This window comes from Collinsella aerofaciens ATCC 25986, assembly GCF_010509075.1.
Lineage (GTDB): Bacteria > Actinomycetota > Coriobacteriia > Coriobacteriales > Coriobacteriaceae > Collinsella > Collinsella aerofaciens.
In genome coordinates this window covers 1,356,381-1,382,504 of sequence record NZ_CP048433.1, presented here as the reverse complement: position 1 = coordinate 1,382,504, position 26,124 = coordinate 1,356,381, and the positions used below count along the sequence as shown (strand labels likewise).

Here is a 26,124-nt window from a genome sequence, read left to right as displayed (position 1 = left end):
TACCAAACCGCGTAACGGCGCGACGCTGCAAACGCCCCTAAGCGGCAATCTGACGTTCAATCGTCGGGCATGACCAAAAGGTCAATGCCCTCCTCTTTCACGTCACCTTGCTCGCTTAGGGGCGTTTTCGCTGTCGTTGCCAAGACACCGGCGTTGCCTTGGTTGCAAGTAGTCATTGGGGACGCTCTTTAATGACTAGTCGTTTAAGAACGCCCCTTAAGAATGACCCCAATGACTACACTCAAAAACGGCGCCCGTCGGCGATGTTGCCGGCGGGCGCCGTTGTCTTGAAGACGAAATGATCTGTTTTCCTCCGTCCCCAAGGGACCATTACAGTGAGTCGATAAAGCGCTGTTGGGCGGTGCGTCCTGCTTCGTCCCACTTAAAGACGCCGGCGTTGTCGAGCACGTGGCCAAACACCACGCCGACCTCCTCGTGCAGGATATCGATGGCGTTGTCGGCCGTAAGCTCATCGGCGCGGCGGGCATAGACATCCTCGGCCCACGCGGCATGGCTGCGGCAAAGATCATCGCCCTCGAGCGCACCGGCAAGGTCGTAGCTGGCATCGGCCTTGGCTGCCAGCAAGTGCTCGCGGACAGCGCCGAGCTCGGGAACCAAGCGTGGCGGCAAAATGGCCAGGCCCATGACCTCGATCAGGCCGATGTTCTCCTTTTTAATATGGTGATACTCGGCATGCGGGTGGAATACGCCCAGCGGATGCTTGTCGGTCGTGATATTGCAGCGAAGCGCCAGGTAGGCCTCGTAGATCTCGCCGCCGGCGTTGCCGCGAGAGTCGACGCGGCGGATGACGGGCGTCACGGTGTTGTGCGCCACGCCATCGGCTGTGTGCGCGATAACGCCCACGGACTCATCGGTCCACTCGCGCCAGGCGAGGATAATCTTCTCGGCAGCGTCGAGCAGCTGAGCGCGGTCATGCGAGCGCAGGCGCAGCACCGAAAGCGGCCACTGCAACACGGTACCGCTGACCTGGTCAAAGCCGGGCACGCTAAACTGCGAGACCTCGGCGGCGTGCATCATGGGGAACTCGTGCGCGCCACCCTGGAAGTGGTCGTGCGACAGAATCGAGCCGCCCACGATGGGCAGGTCGGCGTTGGAACCGATGAAGTAGTGCGGGAACAGGTCCACAAAATCGAGCAGGCAGGTCAGTCCCTTACGGTCGACGTGCATCGGGCGATGCTCGGAGCTCATGGCAATGCAGTGCTCGTTAAAGTACGCATACGGGCTGTACTGGAAGCCCCAGCGCTCGCCGTTGAGCTGAATGGGGATAACGCGCAGATTCTGGCGGGCGGGGTGAGCGCCGCCGTCGGCTGCGGCAGAGCGTCCGGGATAGCCCTCGTTTTCGATGCAGAGCTGACAGGCGGGGTACTTCTCGCCCGTGTTCTTTGCGGCGCCGGCCGCGGCAATGTCGCGCGGGTCCTTCTCAGGCTTGGACAGGTTGATGGTGATCTCAAGATCGCCCCAGTTGGTGGGGGTGCTCCATTTGATGTTGCGCGCGATGGCGGCACGGCGCACGTAGCCGGCGTCGCAGCACAGGCCGTAGAACCAGTCGGTCGCGGCGCGGGGCTCGTTGACGCCCATGCGGCCGTTGAACTCCTCGTTTACAACCGAAGGCCTCGGCATGAGCGCGCCCATGATGCGCATGGCGAGGCGATCGCGGCCCGATGCCGTGTCCTCGGCAGCACCGTTGGCAACGGCAGCTTCGGAAAGCGCGGCAAGCGTGCCTTCAAGGTCAAAGTCGGGTGGGGTATCGGGGTGCAAGAGCGAGAGTTTCTCGACCTGGAGCGCCCAGGCCATGTCGAGCGCCGGGCCCGTGGCGCCGATGCACTCCAAAATGGTGTTGTATGCCCAGATGCGATCGTCCTGGCCGATCATCGATCGGTGGATAGCGTACTCGATCAGGTTCTGCGCGGCCTCGCGCACGTCAGTCATTACAGCCATGCCGCGTAAGCCCCCTTGTCAGAGATGGCGTAGTGACGGGCAGAGCCTTCGCCCAGCCAGCCGTTCATCTTGGCGATGAAGGTGTCGACCAGGTCGAGCGGCACGAAGGCCTGGATGGTGCCACCAAAGCCGCCACCGTGGATACGGACGGCGCCGCGGCCGTCGAGCACGTGCTCGGCCAGCGCCAGGGCATACATGGAAGGCTGCTCGGAGCCCAGCTTGGCAACGACATTCTGCAGGTACATGGCAGAGCTGGCGCCGGACTCGCGCGTCAGGACCAGGAACTGATCGATGTCGCCGGCGTTCAGGGCCGCCCAGCGCTTATCGACCAGGCCGTTCTCGTACCAGTAGTGAACGGCGCGCAGGCAGGCACGGTCGCCCAGTTTGGCACGCAGCTCGGGGAGCTTGGCGTCAAAATCGGCAACATCGACCTCGCACAGGCGTGCCTTGCCAAACTCGGCGGCGACGTCCTGCATCTCGCGCGGAACGGCGGCGTAGTCGTCGGTAGCTGCCACATGGTCGGCACCGACCTTAACGAGCACGAGCGCATAGCCGTGATCCTCAAAGTTGAGTTTGAGCTTCTGGGTCTTGGGCTGGGCCTGATCCTCAAAGTCCATGTAGGCGAGTCCGCCCAAGCAAACGGCGGCCTGGTCCATCAGACCGCAGGGCTTGCCGTAGTAGTTGTTCTCGGTGCGCTGGCTCATCTGGGCGAGCGTGACGGGCTCAATGGCGGGCGCGCCCCAGAGCGTCTCCATGGCACGACCGTACGCGGCTTCGACGGCGGCAGAGCTGGAAAGGCCGCCGCCCGAGGGGACGGAGCAGGTAAAGGCAAAGTCGAAGCCTTTGGGCTCAACGCCAAGGGCTGCGACCTCGTGGGCCATACCGCGCACGAGGCTTGCGGACGTGCCCTTCTCGGACTCCTGAACGTCTAGCGTGTCGAGCGCGATTTCAAACGTGGGATAGCCCTCGTCGGCTACGCGAACCTTGTTGGAATCGGTTGCCACGGCGATGCCGTCGACGGCGACATCGAGCGAGCCGGCGATAACGTGGCCACCCTCGTGGTCGGTGTGGTTGCCGCTGATCTCGGAACGGCCGGGCGCGTGCACGTAGAGCACCTGGCGGTCGCCGATGGGGCCAAACTCCTCCTCGAACAGCTTGGTGAGCGTGGCGAATGTCTTTTCGTCGGGGGTGGTCATGGGAGTCCTTTCCTTGGCGCGCACGGGTGGGTTTTGCGTCGTTATAAGTACGTTAACAACTTGAAGCGGCATGAACCAAGTGTTCACAATACCGCACGTTACGGGCTATGTTAACGTACTCATAACACATCGCTTGTCACTTTTTGAGAATCTGGTAATCGGTAGAAATTCAGCCGTGAACGGTACTGCCGTATGGACTTATAAAGCAGAAGAGATGCAGATAGAAAAAGTAGAGTACGTTAACATGCGTCCGACGATAGCGGGCCTCGGCGCGGGATGTATTTCTGCCCGGGCCGGCATTCACGCTATTCAGATCTCGCAAGGGTGAAGGTGATCCTGTGGCAAGGCGCCCGTCCAACGATACCAGTTCGCGTCCGGTCTCCATGGCCGACGTCGCCCGCGCTGCCGGCGTTTCGCAGCAGACGGTTTCGCGCGTCGCCAACGGCTTGCCTAACGTTAACGAGCAGACGCGCCAGCGCGTACAGGCCGCTATGCAAAAGCTCGGCTTTCGTCCGAGTTATGCCGGTCGCTCGCTGCGCGACGGCCGTTATCATTCGGTCGGCCTGTGCGTCAACGATGTCACCAAGTTCGGCAACCTCTCAATGATCGACGGCATCGCCAGCGCTGCTCGCGAGCATAATTGCGCCATCACGCTGGTCGAGATGTCCAAGACCGAGGAGTTTTCGCTTGCCGAGGCTACACGTCGTATGGCCGCATTGCCCGTGGACGGCATCATCATCGGCATGAGCCGCATGGCGCCCGATTTTGAGACGTTTGATCCACTGCCGGGCATTGGCACGGTCATCGTTACCATGTACGCGCATCCGCGCGTGACCACGGTCGATTCCGACCATTACGGCTGCTCGCTATTGCTTATGGACCACCTGTTTGAGCTGGGGCACGAGCAAATTCGCTATATTGGCGGCCCGTCGTTCTCGGTCGACGAGCAATTTCGTCGCGCCGGTTGGCAGGATGCACTCGAGCGTAAACACATCGAGCCGGCAGAGCCGCTCGAGGGCGACTGGTCTGCCAACAGCGGTTACGAGGCCGGCAGATATCTGGCCGAGAACGACCGCACCATGACGGCGATCTATGCGGCAAACGACCAGATGGCAAATGGCGCGATTGCAGCGCTGCGCGATAGCGGTCTGCGCGTGCCCGAGGACGTGAGCGTGGTGGGCGTCGATGACTCGCTCGACGACTTTGTCGCGCATAACGAGCTCACGACCGTGCGATTCGATCTGCATCAGCGCGGACGCGAGGTATTCGAGCATGCGGTTCCCGAGGCAGGTACGGCGGGCAAAACCGTTGCTATTCGTATTCCCGGCCAGCTCATCGTTCGACATACCACGGCAGCTCATCGCGTATAGTTTTTGCAGGTCAACGGCGGTATATTCCGCCTAAATAACAATCGGTAAGGTTGCCGGCAGATAGCTGTGGCTCTAAAGACGAGTGCTATGATAGACGAGCTCTTTTGTCTATCTAGGAGGCTTTGCCTGATGGAGATCACCAAGGATATCCGCTACATTGGCGTCAACGATCACGACATTGACCTGTTCGAGGGCCAGTACGACGTGTCCGAGAACGGTATGGCATATAACAGCTACGTTATCTTGGGCGATAAAATCGCTGTCGCCGATTCGGTCGACGCTGGCTTTGTCGACGAGTGGCTCGGTAACCTCGAGACCGTGCTCGATGGCCGCACGCCCGACTACCTGGTTGTCCATCATATGGAGCCCGATCACTCCGCCGGTATCGCCGCCTTTATGGAGCGCTATCCCCAGGCGCAGATTGTGGCCAGCATGGGTGCTTTCCGCATGATGGTCAACTACTTTGGCACCGACTTCCCCGAGCGTAAGATGGTCGTCAAAGATGGCGACGTGCTCGATTTGGGCGGTCACAGCCTAACGTTTGTCGGCGCCCCCAACGTGCACTGGCCCGAGGTGCTCTTCTCCTACGAGTCCACCGACAAGGTGCTCTTTAGTGCCGACGGCTTTGGCAAGTTCGGTGCCAACGACATCGAGGATCCGGAAGGGTGGGCTTGCGAAGCGCGCCGTTACTACTTTGGCATCGTGGGAAAGTTCGGCAAGTTTGTGCAGGCCGTGCTTAAGAAGGCCGCCAATCTGGACATCCAGATTATTTGCCCGCTTCACGGTCCTGTTCTTAGCGAGAACCTGGGCTATTACCTCGACACCTACAACACCTGGTCGAGCTATCAGCCCGAGGACGAGGGCATCACGATTGCCTATGCGAGTGTGTATGGTCATCTGAAGGCTGCCGTTGAGGAGCTCGCTTCTGCGCTCGAGGCCCGCGGTCAGAAGGTCTCCGTCTTTGACCTAGCTCGCGACGATATGGCCGAGGCGGTTGAGGATGCGTTCCGCTATGACCGTCTGGTGCTCGCTTCCATTACCTATCAGGGCGAGATCTTCCCGTTCGTGAGCACCTTTATCCATACGCTTGCCGAGCACGCCTATCAGAACCGTACGGTGGCACTCGTCGAGGCCGGCTCCTGGGCGCCCACCGCTGCCAAGGTTATGACCAAGGAGCTCGAGGGCATGAAGGACATCACCCTGGCGCAGAACAAGGTGACCGTGCTGGGTTCGCTCAACGACGCCTCGCGCGCTCAGATCGAGGTCCTTGCTGACGAGCTGTCCAAGTAGCGATATCTCGCTTTTAACGAGCAAAACCACCACAAAGGTACCTTTATGGTGGTTTTTGTTTAAGCGCCGGCGATGACGAGATTCGGGCGGGCGTCGTCGGCGGTCTCGGCGATTGAGGTGGCGACGGCGCCATCGGGATCACAGTCCATCACGATGGTGTCGACGTCGGCAAGCTCGGCAAAACGATACATACCGCGTCCGTTAACCTTGCTGGCGTCCATGAGGGCGACGCTTTGATGGGCTGCGGCGATCATAGCCGTTTTGGTCTCAGCCATCTGGGGAAAGTCGGTCGTAAAGCCGCAGCCGGGAACAAAAGCTCCAGGGCACATGACGGCAAGATCGGCGTGGACCATTTGGAGCGCCTGCATAGTGAGCGGTCCGTACAGATAACGATGGCCTTTGCGCAGCGCCCCGCCCGGCATGACGACATCGACTGAGGGCATGCTCTCGTCGATGTAATCGGCAATGGTAATGTCGGCCGTGATGACGGTGATACCGTCGTGCTGATCGAGGAGCCGGACGAACTCGAGCGCCGTGGTGCCCGAGTCGACGAGCAACGTGTCGCCGTCACTGACGAGCTCGATGGCGCTTTGCGCGATGGCCTGCTTGGCGGCGACGTTGACATTGATGCGGCGATCCTGCGTGGAGACGGTTAGGCGTTTGTGGAGCGACACAGCGCCGCCATGTGTGCGGCGCAGCTTGCCTGCTTCGGCGAGCGCGTCTAGGTCGGCGCGGGCGGTGACGGAGGACACGCCAAAGGTCTGGGCGATTTCTGCTACCTGCACCGAGGCGTTATGCTCAAGCATCTCCATGATGGCGGCACGACGCTCATCGGCGAAGGCACGGTTGGTAGCTTGGGCCATGTTTGCTCCATTCTCGGCTAAATTTGCAGGAATTGTGTTGACTCTATTTTCGTTCATTTTCTTTTTTAGTAAGAAAATACCTTTCGATTACTTATCTTTTCTATAAAAGAAAGACGCTGAACGCACAAAATTCAATATCGAACACGCCCACTCGGCTCCAATTCCTTCCGTTTACTTTTCAAAAACGACTGTATTGACCTGCATGGGCTCAATATCTCGCACATGCAAAGATGCTGAATTTCATACAATGAGCGCGAAAAAAGGCAAGGTAAAACGCCTTGTGAACAACTACGCCCGATGTCCAGATGCGGGCGAGGGAGAGGAGCAAACGCTCATGGCACTTGTTACCACCGAAAAGATGCTCAAGGACGCTCAGGCCGGTCATTACGCCGTTGGCGCGTTCAACGTCGAGAACCTCGAGTTTGTTATGGCCGTTCTGGCCGCTGCCGAGGAGACCAAGTCCCCCGTCATCATGCAGACCACCCCGGGCACCATCAAGACCGCTGGCCTGGACTACTTCTACGGCATGGTCAAGGCTGCCGCCGAGCGCGCTTCCGTGCCCGTTGCCCTGCACCTCGATCACGGCGACGGCTATGACCGCTGCATGCAGGCTTTCCGCACCGGCTACACCTCCGTCATGATCGACGGCTCGCACGAGTCCTTCGAGGATAACATTGCCCTGACCAAGTCCGTCGCCGACGCTGGCCGCGCCATGGGCGTGCCCGTCGAGGCCGAGCTCGGTAAGGTTGGCGGCAAGGAGGACGACGGTCCTGCGGTTGAGGGCGAGAGCCCCTACACCGATCCGGCCGAGGCCAAGGAGTTCGTCGAGCGCACTGGCTGCACCTCCCTCGCTATTGGCGTTGGCACCAGCCACGGTGTGTACACGAGCGATCCGCACATCGAGCAGTCCGTGGTCAAGGCCATCCGCGACGCTGTCGACGTGCCGCTGGTCCTGCACGGCACCTCCGGTGTGCCCGATGAGCAGGTTGCCGAGGCTGTGAAGAACGGCATCTGCAAGGTTAACTACGCCACCGAGCTGCGTCAGGCCTACACCAAGGGCTTCATGGCCTACATGGCCGAGAACCCTGCCTGCTTCGATCCCAAGAAGCCGGCCAAGGAGGGTATGCGTGAGATCACCGAGCTGGTTAAGATCCGCATGACCAACCTCAACTCTGTGGGCAAAGCAGAGTAACAGCAAGGGTACTCTGATCCCACCGGACGGCTTGGGCAGGTCCCCGTACTTAGTTTCCAAAACGTCCTCGCGCATGAAGGCCCCCGTTGCCTCGCTTCTACGAAGCGTTGGCAACGGGGGCCTTCGCGCTGCGGAATGATTTTGGAAACTAAGTACGGGGACCTGCCCAAGCCGTCCTGCTCGATCGCCCTTGTGGCGTTAGTGTCGGAAAAATAAGACGTTGCTTTTTGCCCCCTGCGGAAAGATTGGAGAACTAAGCCCTCGTCCCTCCCAGGTTGACCTACTCGAGGTCGTCGGCCTTGTGGCGTTGGGGCTGAAAGGGTGGGGCGCGGGGGTTACTTGGTTGTTAGGGTTAGCAGGTCGTTGGGGGTTTTGAGGTTGTAGGTGGCGTTTGGGATGTCTTGGTGTGATCCCCATGCCGCTCTGGCAAAACTGACCCCTGCCGAAGTTGCGCATTGTTCGTCGTAGACGGTGTCGCCAACGTAGACGACGTTGCCAGGATTCGCGCCCGTACGCCGGAGATATTCGAGCATGGGTGCGGGTGCGGGTTTATGTTCGGTTGTGTCTTCGACAAGGATGATGTGCTCAAAATACTTATCGAAACCAAGGGGTGCAATTTCTTTTGCGTATTCGTCGCGCGCACGTGAGGAGACGATGCCAAGTTTGCAGCCGCTATCGGCGAGTGTTGCGATGACTTCAAGCAAGCCTGGAAACACGCTGATGGTGCTTTTAAAGCTGGCGGCAACTTGGCACCAGCGATCCAACGTTGCCTGCGAGTAGATTCCAAGTTTCTCAAGGGCATCCTTGCCGGGTATGCCGAGGGCAAATTCAAGCTCGTGTCGGGGGAGCGTTTTGCCGGTCTCTTCTTGGACAATCTGGACAAGCGATGATAGAACGCTTTCTTCTGTATCTGCCAATGTCCCATCAACGTCAAATACGATATGTTCAAAGTGCTTCATATGATTGCTCCTCTCTGTTGTTTGCCTGCAAGTTTGATGCGGTGACAGAAGAAAGGCTAGCGGGATTTCTGCCTGGTGCTATCGAGATTCTGCCTCGCTGCTCGATAGCTCGAAGGAGTGCACCCCATTTGTTCTTTAAATACCTGGCCAAGATGGCTTGCTGTTATAAATCCGCATTGGCGCGCGACTGTCTGTACCGTTCGCGTGGTGTGTGCCAAAAGTTCGCAAGCACGGTTTATGCGGTATGCGCGTAGATATGCCGCCGGGGTCGTTCCTGCACAAGTTTCGATAATGCGGTAACACTCTCTTTCGCTTACGCCGGCTGCAGATGCCATCTGGGGCACATCTATAGCGGCTGCATAGTTTGCGCGGATAAAGTCCAGGATTCCCTTGAACTGTACGTCGCGGCCGGTCATCCAAGAGGCGCCGTCGGAGGAAAAGAGCGGTTCGGCCTTGGCGTAAATCTGAATCCAGAGCTCTGACAAGTTATTTCGAAGCGCCATCTCGTTCTGCGGCCGTTGAAGGTCGTGGCTAAAGGAGCTCTTCAGCAAATCGATAAAGGGCATATCGTCGGGGTTGGTGGGCGACCATTTGAGCACATCGACGCCTCGACATTGAAGTAATGGATTGATGTAGCGCTTTTGGAGACGTCCCGCGGGATCGCCGAGCATCGACGGCTGAAAGATATGCAACATTTGAATGGCTGGTGCCGAATTGGCTGATTGCAGCGTGCTGTGCAAAACGCCGCCGTTGATAAAGCCGGCTGACCCTTCCTCAAAGCGTACGTGCTCATGAGCCGCGCGCGTTCGATAGTCAATCGCTCCCTGCTCCATGTAGAAAAGCTCAACTTCGGAATGCCAGTGCCAGGGGACGGAATTGCCCGGATAGCGAGCGAATTCTGCGCGTTCGGCAATATAGGGCCAGTCTTCGGCGGTCTCGGGAAACGCTTCCTCGCGTCCTCCGCGGTGCAATTCTATGTGATCCATGTTTCGCATGGCATCAGTATAAAGCGCGATGGGCTTAGATTGCTCTTGCCTGTTCGGGGAACGCCTTGTCTAGGGATGCTTGGAGCTTTTCGAAGGATGTCTGCAGGTTGAGGTGTTGGTCTGCAGAGCGTTTGGGTTTGGGAGTTGGGGAGTCGAGGAGGCCGTTTCTCTGTGTCGGGGGGAAGGAGAAAAGGTTTGCATGATTTAGGGATGGCTGCTGTGCTGCGTCATTGGAAGAATGCATGCTTATGCGGCCTCCTCGATGTCCACCAAAAGGTTGCGCACGGGGTGTGCTGCTAGGTCCCGTGCGTTGGCAGTATTATGCCGCGGCTGTTGCAAAGAAGCGCTAAAGAAAGGCTTAATCAGATTTGATGTAACAATGAAACCGCAGGTCAAAGCTGTCGGGTAACACTCTTGAAAGGTTTTGAGCTTAAGGGCTTTCTAAGGTTTGTGGCGCGGATGTGGCTCGCCTGTGTGGGGCGTGTGGACGGCTCGTTCTTAGCGCTGCGGCTCTGCGGCCCGCACCCGCTCGATGACCTTTTCCATGGTGGCATCGATGCGGTCTTTCTTGAGCTCACATTCCCAGACGGTGATGGGCGTCCAGCCCATTTGGGTAAGTGCGTTGATGGCTGCTCGGTCGCGCTCGACGTTGCGGCGAAACTTTGCCTCCCAAAACTCAACGTTGCGCTTGGGTTGGCTAGGGTTGCACTTGGGGCAGCGGTGCCAAAAGCAGCCGTTGACGAAGATGGCGATCTTGCGCCCGGGAAAGGCGATGTCGGGCTTGCCGGGAACCTTCCATTCCAAGCGATAACCCGTAAGGCCCGCTGCCCGCAGGCGCTGGCGAACGAGCAGCTCGGGCTTGGTGTTGGCGCGCTTGTTGCCCTTCATGGACTTTTTGATGGCGGCGCGACGGCGCACCAGTTCACGCTCGTCGGCGGAAAGGTCCGAGGTGTCGATGCCGTCCAGCAGGCCGGGCTTGGGGCGCTTCTTGCTGCGGCGCTTAGGTGCGCGCTTGGGCTTGGAAGCGCGCTCGTCGGTCGCGGTGGCCTTGGCGTCGTTGGCAGTGCTGTTGGCCTCAAGCCGATCTTCCTTCAACTCAATCAGCGCATCGATAAGCCCTTTGTCGGCGGGCATCCACTCAACGGTGGCAAGCGAGGTGCGCGGAATCCAGCGGATATCGAGCTGGCGGTCGTGCTTCTGGGGCTCGCCGGACTCTTTGGCCATCGAGCAGTAGTAGCACTCCATGGAGAGATGAAAATCGGGGTAGTCATACTCAACGGTGTAGAAATCGCGCAGGTTGGTGACTTTTACCTGCAGTTCTTCCATGAGCTCGCGGCGTACGGCGTCCTCGGGCGTTTCGCCGCGCATGAGCTTGCCACCGGGGAACTCCCAAAGTCCCTGCATGTCGCCATAGCCGCGCTGCACGGCAAGCAGCTCATCGGATCCTTCCTTGCGAATGATCCCAGCGGCAACATGAACAGTCTTCAACAGGAGTCCTCTCTCAACATCAACACGTGGCAGGGTAGCTACCCGTACCTTACACAACGGTAAGGCAAGCGTAAGCCATATCGATGGTAGCCGACTCGTCTTCTTGCGACTATAGATGCCGTAGACTAATTGCAAGAAAGGACTCGGTATGCAAACCACGCACATGGCGACCCCGGTACTGGAGGTCGCGCATCTCGAAAAGGTATATGGAGCGCTGGGCAACGTGACCCGCGCGCTCAACGACGTCAGCTTTACCGTCAACCGCGGCGAATTCGTCGGCATCATGGGCGCTTCGGGCTCGGGCAAGTCGACGTTGCTCAACTGCGTGTCGACCATCGATAGCGCCACAAGTGGCACGATCCGCATCAACGGGCAGGACGTGACGCGCATGAAGCAGGCTAAGCTTTCGCAGTTCCGCCGCGAGGAGCTCGGCTTTATCTTCCAGGACTCCAACCTGCTCGATACGCTCACGGCACGCGAGAACATCGCCCTGCCGCTCACCATCGCCCGCACAAACTCGGCGGAGATCTCGACCCGAGTGCAGGATGTGGCCGCGCGTCTGTCCATTAGTCAGGTGCTCGACAAGTATCCCTACCAGATGTCCGGCGGTCAGCAGCAGCGCGTTGCCGCGGCTCGCGCGCTCGTCACCGACCCCACCATGATCATGGCCGACGAGCCCACCGGCGCCCTCGATTCCAAGAGCGCTCGCCTGCTGCTCGAGAGCCTGGAGGCCCTTAACCGCCGCCTACGTGCCACCGTACTCATGGTCACGCACGACAGCTTTGCCGCCAGCTACACGAGCCGTGTGCTGTTTATCCGCGACGGCAAGATCTTCACCGAGCTGCGCCGCGGCGACACCGACCGCCGCGAGTTCTTCGACCGCATTATGGAGGTCGTTGCCATGATGGGCGGTGAGGGCTCCGATGCTCTGTAAACTCGCTTGGGGTAACGTCCGCCGCGCCGGCCGCGACTACCTCGTCTACCTTTTGACGCTCACCCTGGGCGTCACGGTCTTCTATGCCTTTAATACCATCTCGATGCAGGTCGACATCGCCGGCATCGATGAAAAGGGCTTGGCGCAGGTTATGGGCAGCATGCTCGGCAACCTGACGTACTTTTTGGCCGGTGTCATGGCCTTTTTAATGGTGTACGCCAATAACTTCATCATGAAACGCCGCAAGAAGGAGTTTGGCCTGTACCAGGTGCTCGGCATGGGGCGCGGGCGCGTCGCCACGATCATGGCGCTCGAGACGGTGATCGTCTCGGTCGGCGCCTTTGTCGCCGGCATTGTGCTGGGCGTGGGACTCTCCCAGCTCATGACGTTCTTTACGGCCTCGCTCTTTAAGACACAGATCGCCAATTTCCACTTCTTTTTCTCGGTGCATGCGTTCAGCCTGACCCTTGCCTGCATGCTCGTGATGTTTGTGCTCACGCTACTGCTGAACCTTCGCGCCGTGCGTCGTACCAAACTCATCGAGCTTATGGGTGCCGAGCGTCGCAACGAGAGCATCAAGACACGCAACCCCTGGATCGCGATTGCCATTTTTGCCGTGGGCGTGGTGCTTGTGGGCGTGGCCTATTACCGTCTGCTACGTGATGGGTTCCCGCTAACCGCGACGGACAGCAAGCTGCAAGAGGCCATGACCCAGTTTGGTATTACGACCGCTATGGTTACCGTGGGCACCTTTGCCCTGTTCTGGGGACTCTCGGGCATGCTCATCAAGCTGCTGCAGAGCCTGCGCAGCGTGTATTGGCGCGGCCTCAACATGTTTACCGTGCGCCAGCTTGCGGCCAAGGTCAACACGGTGTGCTTTTCGATGGGCGTCATTGCGATGCTCCTGTTTTTGGCCATCACCTCGGTGACGTGCGGTATGTCGATTGCCAATGTGATGAACGAGAATCTGGAGCGCTATAATCCGGCCGACATGTCGCAGACGTATGTCTATTACACGCCCGATACGCTCGACTTCTATAAAGAGTCTTTCAATCCGTCTGAGGCCGATCGCATGGTGCTGGCCGATAGTACGGTCGATTTGTACTCCGCATGGCACGGCGATCGTAAGGGCAAGTCGGCGGACAACAACGATGAGACCGGCAAGAAGGTCAATATCGCCGATGTTGCAGGCGAGCATGTGCAGATCGATTCGTATCTGAGTTACCCGCTTGGCGGCTCGAATCCTTCGGTGACTCCAAGTGAGATGTGCAAGACCATGGGCGAAAAGCTTCCCAAGGCGTTCGGGGGTAGCAATGCCGATGCGATGGGTCTGTATGTGACGCCGGCAAGTCAGTACAACAAATTGCGTCAGATGATGGGCGAGGAGCCGGTGAGCATTGGCCGCGACCAGTACTTGCTCACGTGTGATATGGGCGGCGAGCTGGTCGACCTGTACACCAAGTATATGGCTGGCGGCCATGCCCTTACCTTGGGCGGGCATACGCTCAAGCCCGCAACCGATAAGTCGGACGAAGATACGGCGGCCATCGCCAACTCGGCGATGGGCAGTAATCCGGGTACCGTCGTCGTTTCCGACGAGCTGTTGTCCCAACTTAATCTGCAGCCGTATTCCAGTAGCCTGCTCGTTAACTACAAACAGGGGATGGATACGACCGAGGCAGACGAGAGCATTAAATACACTGTGCTCGACAATCTGCTCGTTGACGGCAAGGAGCCGGGGTCGTGGGGAACCTTCATCACACGCTCCGAGATGTACACGCAAGCAGCGCAAATGAACGGTCTTATTAGCTATCTAGCCATCTACATCGGCTTTGTATTGGTCGTTGCATGCGCGGCGATTCTGTCGATCCAGCAACTCTCCAACGTGGCCGATGGCAGCCGCAGCTATCGTGTGCTGGCACAGATCGGCTGCGACGACCGCCAGATTCGCCATTCGGTGATGGCGCAGCAAGCGGTATTCTTCCTGTTCCCGCTGGCAGTGGGCCTGGCGCACTCCTTTGTGGCACTTAAGGTGATCATCGAGCTGGTGAGCATTTTCGGAAATATGAGCATCGGCGGCACCGTGGGCCTCACCTGTGTAATCTTCCTGGCAGCATACAGTGGCTACTTCCTGGTGACCTACCTCATGAGCACCGGCATGGTGCGAGCCGCCATAGCCACCCGTTACAGCGAGTAACTCGTTCAGCTTGGAATTATCGTAGGTTGAGCATAGGTCAGCGAAAGCGCCCCTAAGCGAGCAAGGTGACGTTAAAGAGGAGGGAAGCGTACTTTGGGTACGCGACCGACGATTGAACGTCAGATTGCCGCTTAGGGGCGTTTGCAGCGTCGAGCCGTTACGCGGTTTGGTAAAACCGCGTAACTTCATCGTAGAAGCACGCTTGCGGGCGGCGGATGCTCGTCTCCTGTCGCCCGCTCACCGAGGCCCGGCAATTGCCTTAATATCTTAAGGACCTCGATTTGTCCAAGACTGAGCGAAGGAGCTCATCATGAGCGACGGAAAGAAAAAGCTTTCCTTCTTGACGGTCATCTCGACCATCATCTGCGTCGTCTTCGTTTGCGAGGCCGCCGCACCTGCTGCTGCCATTGGCAACCAGCAGTTCTTCTGGTGGATCTTCCTGATTCTGACCTTCCTGCTCCCTTATGGCATGGTCGTTGCCGAGCTCGGCACTACCTATGACGGCGAGGGTGGCATTTACGACTGGGTACGCGATGGCCTGGGCGACAAGTGGGGCGCCCGCATTTCGTACTACTACTGGGTTAACTACCCGCTGTGGATTGCCTCGCTGGCCACTATGTTCCCGGACATTTTGGGCATGGTCTTTGGCGTCGAGTTCAATCTGATTGCCAAGATTGGTATCGACCTTGCCTTTGTGTGGATCGTCTATCTTATGGGCCGCTCCAAGGCTGCCGACTCCGAGTGGGTCCTGAACGGCGGCGCCATCATCAAGGTCGCCGTTGCCGTTATCGTCGGCGCTTTGGGCATTTGGTACGCCATGGAGAACGGTTTTGCGAACGATATGTCCGCTGCCACCTTCCTGCCCGAGCTCACCAACACCAACGCGCTCGGCTACCTGTCGATCATCATCTTTAACTTCATGGGCTTCGAGGTCATCTGCACCATGACCGACGATATGGCCGATCCCGCTCGCGATATCCCCAAGGCTATCATCGTCGGCGGCCTGTCCATCGCCGTGATCTATCTGTTCGCTGGCTTTGGAATCGGCGCTGCTGTGTCGGCCGATTCCATCGATCCTGACTACGGCATGATTTACGCTGTCCAGACTATTGTGGGCGATTCCATGATCTTTAAGGTCATCTGCATCGCCTTCCTGATCACGCTGTTCGCCAACATGGCTGCCTGGTCCTTCGGCGTCAACTCCGTTGCTCGCTATGCTGCCGAGCATGGCAACATGCCCAAGGTCTTCGCCTCGATGATCTCGGATGACGACATGCCCAACGGCGCCAACCTGGTCAACGCCATCGTTGCCTCCCTGGTGCTGTGCCTGCAGCTGGTTCCCATCGACGCCATCTCCAACGGTGTCTTCTGGATGCTCTTCGGTACCTCCGTTGTCTTCCTGCTGCTGACCTACATCCCGATGTTCCCGGCATTCCTCAACCTTCGTAAGAACGACCCCAACCGTGAGCGTATCTTTACGTTCCCGTTTAAGGGCGCCATGATGAAGGTCATGCTGGCTATTCCCTGCATCGAGCTGATTCTGGCTATCGTTGCAACGCTGATTCCGTTCTCTGTCGATGAGATTGGCGATAAGGTCCCGATGATCGTCATCTTCATCGTGCTCTTGCTTATTGGCGAGGTTGTCCGCGTCGTCAGTGCTAAGGGCCGCGAGACCGAGTACAAGGGTCTCACTCCCGAGCTGGCTGCTCAGCGCCTCGCTGAGGAGTCCGAGGAGGACTAGAGCACCCGGATTCGGGGCTCCAACCTTCCTCGCGTACCAACGTACGCTTCGTCGGGCTTGTCGCTCCCGACTCGGGACACTCTAGCCTCTTCGGAGGCGTGCCCAAGCAACAGGTTTGCTAACCTTTCTCTGAGGTGGGTGTGAGCTATTGCTCCGGTAACCACCGCCCGCCCCAATCTCTCTTCCGTATCCTTCGTGCGTTTTGTCTCCGCGCACCGGGTTACGTCGCCGCTTGCCGGTGCGACATCCGTGAAAACCGGTGCCAGGCGCCCCGACCTTTGCCGGGGAACGGGCGTCTACCATCTCTTGGTTTTAGGCTGCGGGTAACCCGCCCGCAGCAAGCGATCGTTCGATTTGGAGGAAATCTTATGCGTACGATCACCGAGTCCGAGTCCACCCCTAAGGCCGATGGCTTCTTTATGCCTGCTGAGTTCGCCCCACAGGATCGCGTGTGGATGGGCTGGCCCCATCGCACCGATACCTGGGCCCATGGTGCCAAGCCGGCTCAGAAGCAGTATGCCGCCATCGCTCGCGCCATCGCCGAGTTCACCCCGGTCACCATGTGCGCCAACCAGGCCGACTACGCCAACTGCAAGGCCGTCTTTGAGGAAGACGAGAACGTCACCGTTATCGAGATGACCACCGACGACGCTTGGTTCCGCGACACCGCTGCCACTTTTGTTATCAACGGCAAGGGCGATAAGCGCGCCAACCACTGGCACTTCAACGCCTACGGCGGCCTCGTCGACGGCCTCTATTTCCCGTGGGACAAGGACGAACAGATTGCCCTTAAGATGGCTGAGCTTTCCGGCTGCCGTCGCTATCGTCCCGATGACATGATCCTCGAGGGCGGTTCCATTACCGTCGACGGCGAAGGCACTGTGGTCGTGACCGACCAGTGCCTGCTTTCCCCAGGCCGCACCTGCTCTGCGGTTCTGGAGGAGGAAGAGGATCCCGAGTCCATCTGGCCCAAGTTTAAGAGGAAGTTTGAGCCCTGGAGCGAGGAACTTCGCGCCTATATGGACGAGCACCTCAAGGATTACCTGGGTGTCGAGAAGGTCATCTGGGTCAAGGAGGGCATCGACCCCGAGGAGACCAACGGCCACATCGATGACGTCGCTACGTTCATCGCTCCGGGCGTCATGGCTTGCATCTGGACCGACGATCCCGAGTATCCGTTCTACGAGCAGTGCCACGCTGTCTACGAGACCCTCTCCAACGCCGTTGACGCCAAGGGCCGCAAGATGAAGGTCTACAAGCTCTGTATGCCTGTGAACCCGCTGTTCATGGACCAGGCTTCCTGCGACACCATCGACGCCGACGAGAACGCCGAGCCGCGCGTTGTCAACGAGCCGCTGATCGCCTCCTACATGAACTACCTGGTCACCAACCACGGCGTTATCGTCCCGCAGTACGGCGACGAGAACGATCAGCTTGCCGTTGACACGCTCCAGAAGATCTACGACGAGGTCTGGGGCGAGGGCGTCTACAAGTGCGTCGGCGTTCAGTCCGAGCAGGTCGTTTTCGGCGGCGGAAATATCCACTGCATTACGCAGCAGGAGCCCTCGGCGTAACTGTCTGTCTTCCCGAGGCACGGCACCTTGCCCTTCAATCGTCGGGCATGACCCTTAAGGTCTATGCCCTCCTCTTTCAGGGCAATCTGCTGCACCTCGGAAACCCAGCCGGTCAAGCGGACCGACGTAGCTAGTTACCGCATTACTCATTGGTGCCAACCTTGGCAACAATGCAGGTCGAAAAAACGTCAGCGAAAACCCGCCAGAGCGAGCAAGGTGCCTTGAAACGAGGCGGCATTGATCTTTTGATCATGCCGCCGAAGTTGAAAGGCAGATTGCCGTTCTGGCGGGTTTGCAGCGTCGAGCCGTTACGCGGTTTGGTAAAACCGCGTAGCTAAATACGTTCCGCGATCTCGTGGATGAGGTAGTCGGTCTTTTCCCAGCCCAGGCACGGGTCGGTGATCGACTTGCCAAAGACGCCGCCGTCGACCGGCTGGTTGCCGTCCTCCAGGTAGGACTCGATCATAAAGCCCTTGACCAGCTTGGAGATGGATTCGTTGCGGCGGCAGCTGTCGAGCACCTCCTTGCAAATGCGATACTGCTCCAGCGGACGCTTGCCCGAGTTGTCATGGTTGCAGTCGATGACCGCTGCCGGATTGGCATAGCCGGCATGCTCGGTATAGCGTTCGGCCAAGCGTTCCAGGTGTTCGTAGTGGTAGTTGGGGTAGGTGCGCCCATCGAGACCGATGTAGCCACGCATAACGGCGTGTGCGAGCGGATTGCCGTCGCACTCGACCTCCCAGTTGCGGAAGATGAAGCTCTGGTGCGCCTGGGCGGCGTAAATGGAGTTGAGCATAACGGTGGTAGAGCCGGCAGTGGGATTCTTCATGCCGACGGGTACCGAAATGCCGCTCGACACCAGGCGATGCTCTTGGTTCTCGACCGAGCGTGCGCCCACGGCAACATAGCTCAGCAGGTCAACGAGGTATTGGTAGTTGGACGGGTAGAGCATCTCATCGGCGGTAAAGAAGCCGGTCTCCTCGATGACGCGCAGGTGCATGTGGCGGATGGCCTTGACGCCCTCGAGCAGGTCGTCGGGAGCCTCGGGGTTGGGGTTGTGCAGAAGACCCTTGTAGCCGGTGCCCTTGGTGCGCGGCTTATTGGTGTAGACGCGCGGAATGATGATGAGCTTGTCCTTGACCTCCTCAGCGGTCTTGGCCAGTCGGTTCATGTACTCAAGTACCGAATCCTCGCGGTCGGCAGAGCACGGGCCGATGATGAGCACCTTACGTGCGTCCTCGCCGGTAAAGACTTTGGCGACCTCGGCGTCAAATGCCTGCTTTTTGGCGGTAAGCTCGGCAGAAAGTGGCATTTCCTCGCGGATCTCCATGGGTATCGGCAGCCTGCGTTTGAATTCCATGGCCATAGGGGCCTCCTCAATCTATAGAAAGAGCAATAAGCGTATTGTCGAATGCTCGGCATTATCCGCTGTCGCACGCTAAAGTGCAAGCCCTTGTCACCCCGAAACCTACCAAAAAGAGACAGGTTTATTTTGGCAGGTTTTATCTGGGGAAACGTCGGCGGATGCCGGGAGGGAGCGGCGCCGCGCGGGACCCTAAGGCTGTTGTCGGTTCCCTAGGAAATACCCTGTGGGCAAAAAATGCCAAATATGAGTACGGTTGCTATCTTAGTAGCATATTGCCTTCGCAAAATAATAGACATAACAGCAAAATATGTTCATTAACGTAAACACATATAAGTTCGCTATAGGGCTGTTTGATCAATTTAGGGACGCGTGTAAGCCGTGAAAACGGCATTTGGGACTGTTTTGGCTGTTACTAAAAAAGTAACAGTACTCATATTTGCCATTTTTTGCCCACGGGGCCTCGAAGGGGCTGTCAATCAGGTCCCAGGGGAGGCGGTTTGAAGGTCGCAGAACAAAAAAACGGGGGCACAGGTGGTGGCGCGCGCAGACGTGGTGTAAGAGCGTCCTGAGGTCCGTCGCTGCAAGTCCCGATATTACTCCTTCTTGAGACCGCGCCTCTCGACTATCTCGTCCACTATCTCCCTGGCGCGCCGCCCGAGCGCGCGGCGCCTCCCCTCCGTCGGGGCCGGCCTGCCCGCGGGCTCGGCGAAGCCCTCGGCGGCCGAGGCCTCGGAGAACACGCGCTGCTGGGACCACTGTCCCTCGGTCTCCATGAGGCTCGCGCACGTCAGGCGCAGCATCGACTCCCTCGAGGGGAAGGACTGCACGACCCTGTAGCGGCGCTTGATCTCGCGGTTGGCGCGCTCCTGGACGTTGTTGGTGCGGAGCTTGGCCCAGTGCGCCCTGGGGAAGGCCGTGAACGCCAGCGCGGAGTCCTCGGCCTGCTCGAAGACCTCGCCGGCCCTGGCGGACACCGACGCCACCCAGGGCGCCGCCTCGGCCCACACGCAGCGCGCGAGGTCGGGGTCGTCCTGGTAGACCGCGGCATGCACGAGGTCCCTGACGGCCGCCTTGGAGTCCTCGGGCCTGCCCGAGCAGGCGCTCTGGAGGTTGCGCTGCAGGTGCGTCACGCAGCGCTGCCAGGCGCAGCCCTGGAACAGGCGCGAGACGGCGGCCACGAGCCCGGCGTGGCTGTCGGAGACCACGAGGCGAACGCCGGCCAGCCCGCGCTCGCGCAGCCCGCCGAGGAATGCCGCCCAGGAGTCCTCGCTCTCGGTGTCGACCACGTCGCAGCCCAGGAAGTGCTTGCGCCCGTCGGCGCCCAGCCCGATCGCGGTCACGACGCCCTGCGAGACGACCGACGAGCCGACCCTGCAGCTCATGTAGGTGGCGTCGAGCCACAGGTAGCAGCACGGCGTGCCCGACAGGTCGCGGCGGCGGAACTCCGCCACCTCGGCGTCGAGGTCGGAGCAGAGGCTCGAGACCTCCGAGCTCGACAGCGAGGATATGCCCAGCCTGGACGCCACGCGCTCGACCTTGCGGGTGGATACGCCGCACACGTACATCTCCTGCACGATGGCGGCCACCGAGGTGTCGACGCGCGACCATCGCGCGAGCATGCCCTCGGGGTAGTAGGTGCCGTGCCTGAGCTTGGGTATCTCGAGCTCCACGTCGCCAACGGCGGTCTTGAGCGACCTGGGGCGGTAGCCGTTGCGGCTGTTCTCCCTGCCGTCGCTGCGCTCGTTGCGGCTCGCGCCGCACATCTGCTGGGCCTCGGAGTCCATCAGCGCGTTCATCACGCCGCCCAGCACCCTGCACGCGAACTCGCGCGCGTCGCCGCACTCCTGCCAAAGCCTCGCCGCCTCGAGGGCCTCGTCGCGGCCGAGGCGCAGTACACTCTCTTCTTGGGGCATCGCCTTTCCTTCCATTCGTCACCTTCATTACTCCAACGACGAATTCTAGGCGGTGTCCCCTCCCTTTCAAGAAAGGGCGGAGGCGGGGCATGCCCCGCCTCTTACACCACATCTCTGTGCGCTACCGCACAGGTTGTCCTGCGCCCCCGTTTTCTTGGCATTGCGGTTGTTTGCCGCCGGTTTTTACGCCGCTTCGTCGAACTGCGAGTTGTACAGGTCGGCGTAGAAGCCGCCCTGGGCGAGCAGCTCGTCGTGCGTGCCCTTCTCGACGATGTCGCCGTCGCGAATCACCAAGATCACGTCGGCGTTGCGGATCGTGGACAGGCGGTGTGCGATGACAAAGCTGGTACGGCCCTGCATCAGTGCATCCATGGCGCGCTGAATGAGTTCCTCGGTACGGGTATCGACGTTGGAAGTCGCCTCGTCCAGAATCAGCGCCGGGCGGTCGGCCAAAATGGCACGGGCGATGGTCACGAGCTGGCGCTGACCCTGCGACAGGTTAGTGCCCTCCTCGTTAATCATAAAGTCATAACCGCCGGCAAGCGTATGGATAAAGTGGTCGCAACGTGCGGCGCGCGCGGCGGCCTCGACCTCGGCGTCGCTCGCGTCGGGGCGTCCGTAGCGGATGTTCTCGCGGATGGTGCCGTTAAACAGCCAGGTATCCTGCAGCACCATGGCAAACTCGCCGCGCAGCGCCGCGCGGTCCCAGTCGCGCACGTCGACACCCTCGACGCGCAGCGAACCGCCGTCCACATCGTAGAAGCGCTGCAGCAGCTTGATGAGCGTGGTCTTGCCGGCGCCGGTGGGGCCGACGATGGCGATGGTCTGGCCGGGTTGCGCCTCGCAGCTAAAGTCGTGGATGATGGTCTTGTCGGGCGTATAGCCAAACTTGACGTGATCAAACTCCACATGGCCGGGGCGCTTTTCGGGAATCTGCGCGTCGGCTTTCTGCTCCTCCTCGGGCGCGGCCAGGAACTCAAAGACGCGCTCGGTGGCGGCGGCCATCGACTGCATCGTGTTGCTCACGTTGCCCAGCTGCTGCACGGGTTGCGTAAAGTTGCGAACGTACTGGATAAAGCTCTGGATGTCGCCGGGCGTGGCATTGCCGGTCAGCGCGAGCTGTGCGCCCACCACGACGACGCCCACGTAGCCCATGTTGCCCACCAAACTCATGAGCGGCATCATCAGGCCCGACAGGAACTGCGAGCGCCAGCCACTAATAAAGAGGCGGTCGTTTTGGCGGTCGAATTCCTCGATCGAGGCCTCGGCGCGGTCGAACACCTGAATGACGTTCTGGCCGGCAAAATCCTCCTCGATAATGCCGTTGACGGCGCCCAGAACCTGCTGCTGCTCGCGGAAGTACGGCTGCGAGAAGTGAATCATCACGGTCAGGATAATCGCAGCGGCCGGCAGCGTGAGCACGGTGACGCCGGTGAGCGGCAGGCTGATCGACAGCATCATGACGAGCACGCCGATAATCTGCGTCACCGACGTGATGAGCTGGGTCACACTCTGGTTGAGCGACTGACCCAGCGTATCGACGTCGTTGGTGATGCGGCTGAGCACATCGCCCTTGCTGTGACCGTTGAAGTAGCTCATCGGAACGACAGCGATCTTGGCGGCGATCTCCTTGCGCATGCGATAACAAATCTTTTGCGTGACGCCGGTCATGAGCCAGCCTTGGATCAGGCTGCAGACAGAGCTCGCCAGATACAGACAGAGCAAAAAGCCGAGCGTCTTGGCGATCCAGACAAAGTCGACATCGCCGGTGCCGTTGACCTTGGCAACCAAGCCCTCGAACAGTTTGGTGGTAACCTGGCCGAGCACCTTGGGTCCCACAATGTTAAAGATGACCGAGCACACGGCAAAGGCGACGGCGGCAAACACGGCAATCTTGTGCTGGCCGATATAGCCGAGCAGCTGCCTCATGGTGCCCTTAAAGTCCTTGGCCTTTTCGCCGCGACGCATGCCGCCCATGCGGCCCATGGGACCACGCTGGCGGGTGGGCTTGGGAATCTGAGTCTTGGTCTCGTCTGCCATTAGCGCTCGCCTCCTTCCGTGACGGCTGCAATTTCTTCTTGGGTAAGCCCCAGCTCCTCGGCAGAAAGCTGCGACTGTGCGATCTCCAGGTACGCCGGGCAGCTGCGCAGCAGCTCCTCGTGCGTGCCGGTGCCCACCACGTGGCCGTCATCGAGCACGATGATCTGGTCGGCGTGAATGATGGTCGCGATGCGCTGGGCCACGACCACGAGTGCGGCGTCGGTAACGTTTTTGGCCAGCTCCTCGCGCAGGCGCGCGTCGGTCTTGTAGTCGAGGGCACTAAACGAGTCATCGAATACCACGATCTCGGGCTTTTTGGCCAACGCACGGGCGATGGCCAGGCGCTGGCGCTGACCGCCCGAAACATTGGAGCCGCCCTGGCTGATGGGGGAGTCGTAGCCGCCCTCGCGCTCGGCAATAAAGTCCTCCGCCTGGGCGACACGTGCTGCCTGGCGCATATCCTCGTCACTCACCATGTCGCCGGCAAACTTGAGGTTGCTCTCAACGGTGCCCGAGAACAGGCGACCCTGCTGCGGAATGTAACCAATGCGGTGGCGCAGCTCGGAAAGGGTCATGTCGCGCACGTCGATGCCGTCGAGCGAAATGCTGCCGCCCGTGACGTCGTACAGGCGCGGAATCAGCTGCACGAGCGTGGACTTGCCCGAGCCCGTGGAGCCAATAATGCCAAGCATCTGGCCGGCGTGCGTGGTGAAGTTTACGCCGCTGATGACATCGGCGCGGGCATCGGGGTACTGGAAGCTCACGTCGCGGAAGGTGAGCTCACCGCGCGGCGCGCTGGCTGCGGGCAGTTTGGGCGAGGCAGGGTCGTTGATGCTCGTGGGGCAAGTGATGACCTCTTCTACGCGCTCGGCTGCGACCTCGGCACGGGGCAGGATGACCGAAACCATGGTGAGGATCATAAACGCCATGACGATCTGCATGGTATAGGAGATAAACGCCATCATGTTGCCGACCTGCATCACGCCGTCGGACACGCCCTGCGCGCCAAACCAGACGATAAGCACGGTGATGCAGTTCATGACGAGCATCATGAGCGGCATCATAAAGCTCATGGCGCGGTTGGTGTAGAGCTGCGTAGTCATCAGGTCGAGCGACGCCTTGTCAAAACGTTCGAGCTCATGCTCCTCGCGGTTGAACGAGCGGATGGGCATAAGGCCGTCGAGCAGCTCGCGGGCGGTAAGGTTCACGCGGTCCACAAAGCTCTGCATCTTTTTGAACTTGGGCATGGTGAGGCCCATGAGCACGCCGACGACGGCCGAAACCGCGATGATGGCCACAGCGATGGTCCACTCCAGGCCGGTGTGGTTGGCTAGGACGCGCATGACGGCGACGATGCCCATGACGGGGGCCATCAGACACATGCGGATAAACAGAGTTGCGGCCATCTGGATTTGCTGAATGTCGTTGGTGCAGCGGGTAATGAGCGAGGCCTGGCTAAATTTGCCCACCTCGGCCGGCGAGAAGTGCATAACCTTGTTGAAGGTCTCGCGGCGCAGGTCGCGGGCGATGGAGCAGGCGGTGCGCGAAGCCACGGCGCCGGTCAGGATGGTGGCGACGAGCGACACCAGGCACAGGCCAAACATCGTGGTCGCCATGCGGCTCAGGTAAGCGTTCTGCACGTCGGCGGGGTCGATGCCCTGTGCCTTGTACTCGTCCTGCACATAGCTCACGGCGCGCTGGGTGACGATGGAGCCCGACATGGAGCCCATTTTGTCCGCCATTTGGTTGGCGCCCTCGATGAGCTTACCCTGGTCGATTAGGTCGCCTTCAACGCCCAGGCGCAGGCTCTTCATGGTGATCTTACCGCCGTCGGCATCAATCTGCTTTTGCATGTTCTGCGCCGCCGCGGCCTTCTGCTGCATCTCGGCGAGCTGCTCGGGCGTCATCGCTGCCATTTGCTCGGGGGTGGGCATGGCCTGGGCAGCGTTGTCGTCTTTCTCGCTGGACGAGCCCATCATGTCGCCCATGGAGTTGGCGTCGATGCCCTGGTTGAGCGAAAGGACAACAGTCTCGGGCAGGCTCATAATGTCAGCAATCTTGCCTCCATCGGCACGCTCTTCCTCGGTGCCCTCGTACGTTCGAATGTCGTTTTTGTCAGCCTTGCTAAACACGGCCTCCACAGCCTTGGCGTCCTTGGCGCTCATAAAGAGTTCGAGGTCGTCGAGCGATTCGGCGCGGATGGTGTCGGGTACGGGCGACGCGATGCCGCCTTGCTGCACACCCACGTCGACGATGTCGCTCATATAGGTAGGCAGCGCCAGATCGGCGTTGCAGCTGATTACGATAAGTACGATAGCTGCGAACAGTGCCAGGATATGTTTTTTAAAGAGCTTGAGAATCCTCACTCGGCATCTCTCCTTTCTTGATTGCGGTCGATAATTTCGTTGGCACGTCTAAGAAGGCGCACCATCTCTTGGGTATCTGTTTCGCCAAGCTGCTCGAGGAAGGCCGCGGTGCGGTCCTCGAATTCCCGACGTTTGATTTCGATAACCTGGAATCCTTTGTCGGTCACCGTGACGTGTACGCGACGACGGTCGGTCTTTGAGTGCTCGCGCTCGACCCAGCCCTTGGCCTCGAGGGCACGCAGGATATTGGCGATGCGGGCGCTCGAGACCCAGGCGCGATCAGCGAGTTCGCTCGGCGTGAGCGAGCCGCCGGCGCGCATGAGGGCGCGCATGACGGCCATCTCGCCACCCAGAGCCTGGTCGGCAAAGCGCGAAACGCGCTGGTGCATGCTGCCAAACTCGGTAAAGAGCTGACGCCCAAGCTCATGGAAATCGGTATCTTCCACCGAAAACCCCTAACACTAGAAACTATTTTCGGTGGAAGATGATACCCCCGCTCAACCATCCCATTCGGTGGATTTCTAGGCATGTCCCAAAAATCTACTTGGCCGCTAGGCAATATTAAGAGTGCATTAAGACTTAAAATCATTCAATTGCTGAAGCGTTTCAAAGAACTATTATGCACGCGGTTAGGCGAGGGGTTGTCACCACCATGGGTTGTCACCACCATGACGACTGGGACTCATATAA

Annotated in this window: 18 protein-coding genes; 7 read left to right on the top strand and 11 right to left on the bottom strand. The window is 59.6% G+C overall.

What is annotated here, in order from left to right; all coding sequences use genetic code 11:
* Nucleotides 1-330: 330 nt before the first annotated feature.
* Both GXM19_RS06305 and GXM19_RS06300 read right to left on the bottom strand, forming a co-directional pair.
* The gene (locus tag GXM19_RS06305) at nucleotides 331-1,959 is read right to left on the bottom strand and encodes a UDP-glucose--hexose-1-phosphate uridylyltransferase (protein ID WP_050766107.1); all 1,629 of its coding nucleotides are present in this window, start codon (nucleotides 1,957-1,959) and stop codon (nucleotides 331-333) included.
* On the bottom strand, nucleotides 1,950-3,155 hold the full coding sequence (locus tag GXM19_RS06300; RefSeq protein WP_040358942.1) for a galactokinase: 1,206 nt from the start codon (nucleotides 3,153-3,155) through the stop codon (nucleotides 1,950-1,952). Before GXM19_RS06300 ends, GXM19_RS06305 begins: the two co-directional genes overlap by 10 nt.
* 383 nt (nucleotides 3,156-3,538) lie before the next feature.
* On the opposite strand from GXM19_RS06300, the gene GXM19_RS06295 reads away from it, so the two are divergent.
* Both GXM19_RS06295 and GXM19_RS06290 read left to right on the top strand, forming a co-directional pair.
* Nucleotides 3,539-4,525 carry a LacI family DNA-binding transcriptional regulator gene (locus GXM19_RS06295; protein ID WP_006234838.1) on the top strand — a complete coding sequence of 329 codons (987 nt, stop codon included), beginning with the start codon at nucleotides 3,539-3,541 and terminating at the stop codon, nucleotides 4,523-4,525.
* 129 nt (nucleotides 4,526-4,654) lie between these two features.
* Entirely contained in the window at nucleotides 4,655-5,815 is a 1,161-nt protein-coding gene (locus GXM19_RS06290; RefSeq protein ID WP_040358947.1) for an FprA family A-type flavoprotein, read from the top strand.
* A 59-nt stretch (nucleotides 5,816-5,874) separates the two neighbouring features.
* Here the strand turns inward: GXM19_RS06290 and GXM19_RS06285 are convergent, their stop codons facing one another.
* Nucleotides 5,875-6,678: a DeoR/GlpR family DNA-binding transcription regulator gene (locus GXM19_RS06285; protein ID WP_006234840.1), complete on the bottom strand. Its 804-nt coding sequence runs from the start codon at nucleotides 6,676-6,678 to the stop codon at nucleotides 5,875-5,877.
* Nucleotides 6,679-7,012: 334 nt separating this feature from the next.
* On the opposite strand from GXM19_RS06285, the gene GXM19_RS06280 reads away from it, so the two are divergent.
* Nucleotides 7,013-7,870: a class II fructose-bisphosphate aldolase gene (locus tag GXM19_RS06280; protein WP_022095149.1), complete on the top strand. Its 858-nt coding sequence runs from the start codon at nucleotides 7,013-7,015 to the stop codon at nucleotides 7,868-7,870.
* A 335-nt stretch (nucleotides 7,871-8,205) separates the two neighbouring features.
* Here GXM19_RS06280 and GXM19_RS06275 read toward each other — a convergent pair whose 3' ends face one another.
* The 3 genes from GXM19_RS06275 to vsr form a co-directional block, all read right to left on the bottom strand.
* Entirely contained in the window at nucleotides 8,206-8,829 is a 624-nt protein-coding gene (locus GXM19_RS06275) for an HAD family hydrolase (protein ID WP_006234842.1), read from the bottom strand.
* Between the two features lie 56 nt (nucleotides 8,830-8,885).
* Nucleotides 8,886-9,815: an AraC family transcriptional regulator gene (locus GXM19_RS06270; protein ID WP_162010712.1), complete on the bottom strand. Its 930-nt coding sequence runs from the start codon at nucleotides 9,813-9,815 to the stop codon at nucleotides 8,886-8,888.
* Between the two features lie 498 nt (nucleotides 9,816-10,313).
* A complete protein-coding gene (gene vsr, locus GXM19_RS06265) occupies nucleotides 10,314-11,303 on the bottom strand; it encodes a DNA mismatch endonuclease Vsr (RefSeq protein WP_115596219.1) in 990 nt (329 codons plus the stop codon).
* A 148-nt stretch (nucleotides 11,304-11,451) separates the two neighbouring features.
* On the opposite strand from vsr, the gene GXM19_RS06260 reads away from it, so the two are divergent.
* The 4 genes from GXM19_RS06260 (at nucleotide 11,452) to GXM19_RS06245 (ending at nucleotide 17,749) form a co-directional block, all read left to right on the top strand.
* Nucleotides 11,452-12,237 carry an ABC transporter ATP-binding protein gene (locus GXM19_RS06260; protein ID WP_006234847.1) on the top strand — a complete coding sequence of 262 codons (786 nt, stop codon included), beginning with the start codon at nucleotides 11,452-11,454 and terminating at the stop codon, nucleotides 12,235-12,237.
* Nucleotides 12,227-14,434: an ABC transporter permease gene (locus GXM19_RS06255; protein WP_006234848.1), complete on the top strand. Its 2,208-nt coding sequence runs from the start codon at nucleotides 12,227-12,229 to the stop codon at nucleotides 14,432-14,434. The genes GXM19_RS06260 and GXM19_RS06255 overlap by 11 nt, the downstream gene beginning before the upstream one ends.
* Before the next feature lie 310 nt (nucleotides 14,435-14,744).
* Nucleotides 14,745-16,175 (top strand): APC family permease, encoded by a 1,431-nt coding sequence (locus GXM19_RS06250; RefSeq protein ID WP_006234849.1) that lies wholly within the window; start codon nucleotides 14,745-14,747, stop codon nucleotides 16,173-16,175.
* A 368-nt stretch (nucleotides 16,176-16,543) separates the two neighbouring features.
* Nucleotides 16,544-17,749 (top strand): agmatine deiminase family protein, encoded by a 1,206-nt coding sequence (locus GXM19_RS06245; protein WP_006234850.1) that lies wholly within the window; start codon nucleotides 16,544-16,546, stop codon nucleotides 17,747-17,749.
* Between the two features lie 334 nt (nucleotides 17,750-18,083).
* Here the strand turns inward: GXM19_RS06245 and GXM19_RS06240 are convergent, their stop codons facing one another.
* The 5 genes from GXM19_RS06240 to GXM19_RS06220 form a co-directional block, all read right to left on the bottom strand.
* Nucleotides 18,084-19,115 carry a 3-deoxy-7-phosphoheptulonate synthase gene (locus GXM19_RS06240; RefSeq protein ID WP_006234851.1) on the bottom strand — a complete coding sequence of 344 codons (1,032 nt, stop codon included), beginning with the start codon at nucleotides 19,113-19,115 and terminating at the stop codon, nucleotides 18,084-18,086.
* A gap of 593 nt (nucleotides 19,116-19,708) precedes the next feature.
* Nucleotides 19,709-21,043, bottom strand: coding sequence for an IS256 family transposase (locus tag GXM19_RS06235; protein ID WP_115596155.1), 1,335 nt, complete (start codon nucleotides 21,041-21,043; stop codon nucleotides 19,709-19,711).
* A gap of 168 nt (nucleotides 21,044-21,211) precedes the next feature.
* Nucleotides 21,212-23,068, bottom strand: a complete 1,857-nt coding sequence (locus GXM19_RS06230) for an ABC transporter ATP-binding protein (protein WP_006234854.1) — start codon at nucleotides 23,066-23,068, stop codon at nucleotides 21,212-21,214.
* Nucleotides 23,068-25,434, bottom strand: coding sequence for an ABC transporter ATP-binding protein (locus tag GXM19_RS06225; protein WP_040358950.1), 2,367 nt, complete (start codon nucleotides 25,432-25,434; stop codon nucleotides 23,068-23,070). Before GXM19_RS06225 ends, GXM19_RS06230 begins: the two co-directional genes overlap by 1 nt.
* Complete coding sequence (locus GXM19_RS06220) at nucleotides 25,431-25,880, bottom strand: MarR family winged helix-turn-helix transcriptional regulator (protein WP_050766108.1); 450 nt, start codon at nucleotides 25,878-25,880, stop codon at nucleotides 25,431-25,433. The genes GXM19_RS06225 and GXM19_RS06220 overlap by 4 nt, the downstream gene beginning before the upstream one ends.
* Nucleotides 25,881-26,124: the final 244 nt, after the last annotated feature.

What these genes read in the sequence shown, in the direction of transcription:
- GXM19_RS06305 (WP_050766107.1), bottom strand. Translation starts at nt 1,959, where the DNA reads ATGGCTGTAATGACTGACGTGCGCGAGGCCGCGCAGAACCTGATCGAG.
- GXM19_RS06300 (WP_040358942.1), bottom strand. Translation starts at nt 3,155, where the DNA reads ATGACCACCCCCGACGAAAAGACATTCGCCACGCTCACCAAGCTGTTC.
- GXM19_RS06295 (WP_006234838.1), top strand. Translation starts at nt 3,539, where the DNA reads ATGGCCGACGTCGCCCGCGCTGCCGGCGTTTCGCAGCAGACGGTTTCG.
- GXM19_RS06290 (WP_040358947.1), top strand. Translation starts at nt 4,655, where the DNA reads ATGGAGATCACCAAGGATATCCGCTACATTGGCGTCAACGATCACGAC.
- GXM19_RS06285 (WP_006234840.1), bottom strand. Translation starts at nt 6,678, where the DNA reads ATGGCCCAAGCTACCAACCGTGCCTTCGCCGATGAGCGTCGTGCCGCC.
- GXM19_RS06280 (WP_022095149.1), top strand. Translation starts at nt 7,013, where the DNA reads ATGGCACTTGTTACCACCGAAAAGATGCTCAAGGACGCTCAGGCCGGT.
- GXM19_RS06275 (WP_006234842.1), bottom strand. Translation starts at nt 8,829, where the DNA reads ATGAAGCACTTTGAACATATCGTATTTGACGTTGATGGGACATTGGCA.
- GXM19_RS06270 (WP_162010712.1), bottom strand. Translation starts at nt 9,815, where the DNA reads ATGGATCACATAGAATTGCACCGCGGAGGACGCGAGGAAGCGTTTCCC.
- GXM19_RS06260 (WP_006234847.1), top strand. Translation starts at nt 11,452, where the DNA reads ATGCAAACCACGCACATGGCGACCCCGGTACTGGAGGTCGCGCATCTC.
- GXM19_RS06255 (WP_006234848.1), top strand. Translation starts at nt 12,227, where the DNA reads ATGCTCTGTAAACTCGCTTGGGGTAACGTCCGCCGCGCCGGCCGCGAC.
- GXM19_RS06250 (WP_006234849.1), top strand. Translation starts at nt 14,745, where the DNA reads ATGAGCGACGGAAAGAAAAAGCTTTCCTTCTTGACGGTCATCTCGACC.
- GXM19_RS06245 (WP_006234850.1), top strand. Translation starts at nt 16,544, where the DNA reads ATGCGTACGATCACCGAGTCCGAGTCCACCCCTAAGGCCGATGGCTTC.
- GXM19_RS06240 (WP_006234851.1), bottom strand. Translation starts at nt 19,115, where the DNA reads ATGGCCATGGAATTCAAACGCAGGCTGCCGATACCCATGGAGATCCGC.
- GXM19_RS06235 (WP_115596155.1), bottom strand. Translation starts at nt 21,043, where the DNA reads ATGGAAGGAAAGGCGATGCCCCAAGAAGAGAGTGTACTGCGCCTCGGC.
- GXM19_RS06230 (WP_006234854.1), bottom strand. Translation starts at nt 23,068, where the DNA reads ATGGCAGACGAGACCAAGACTCAGATTCCCAAGCCCACCCGCCAGCGT.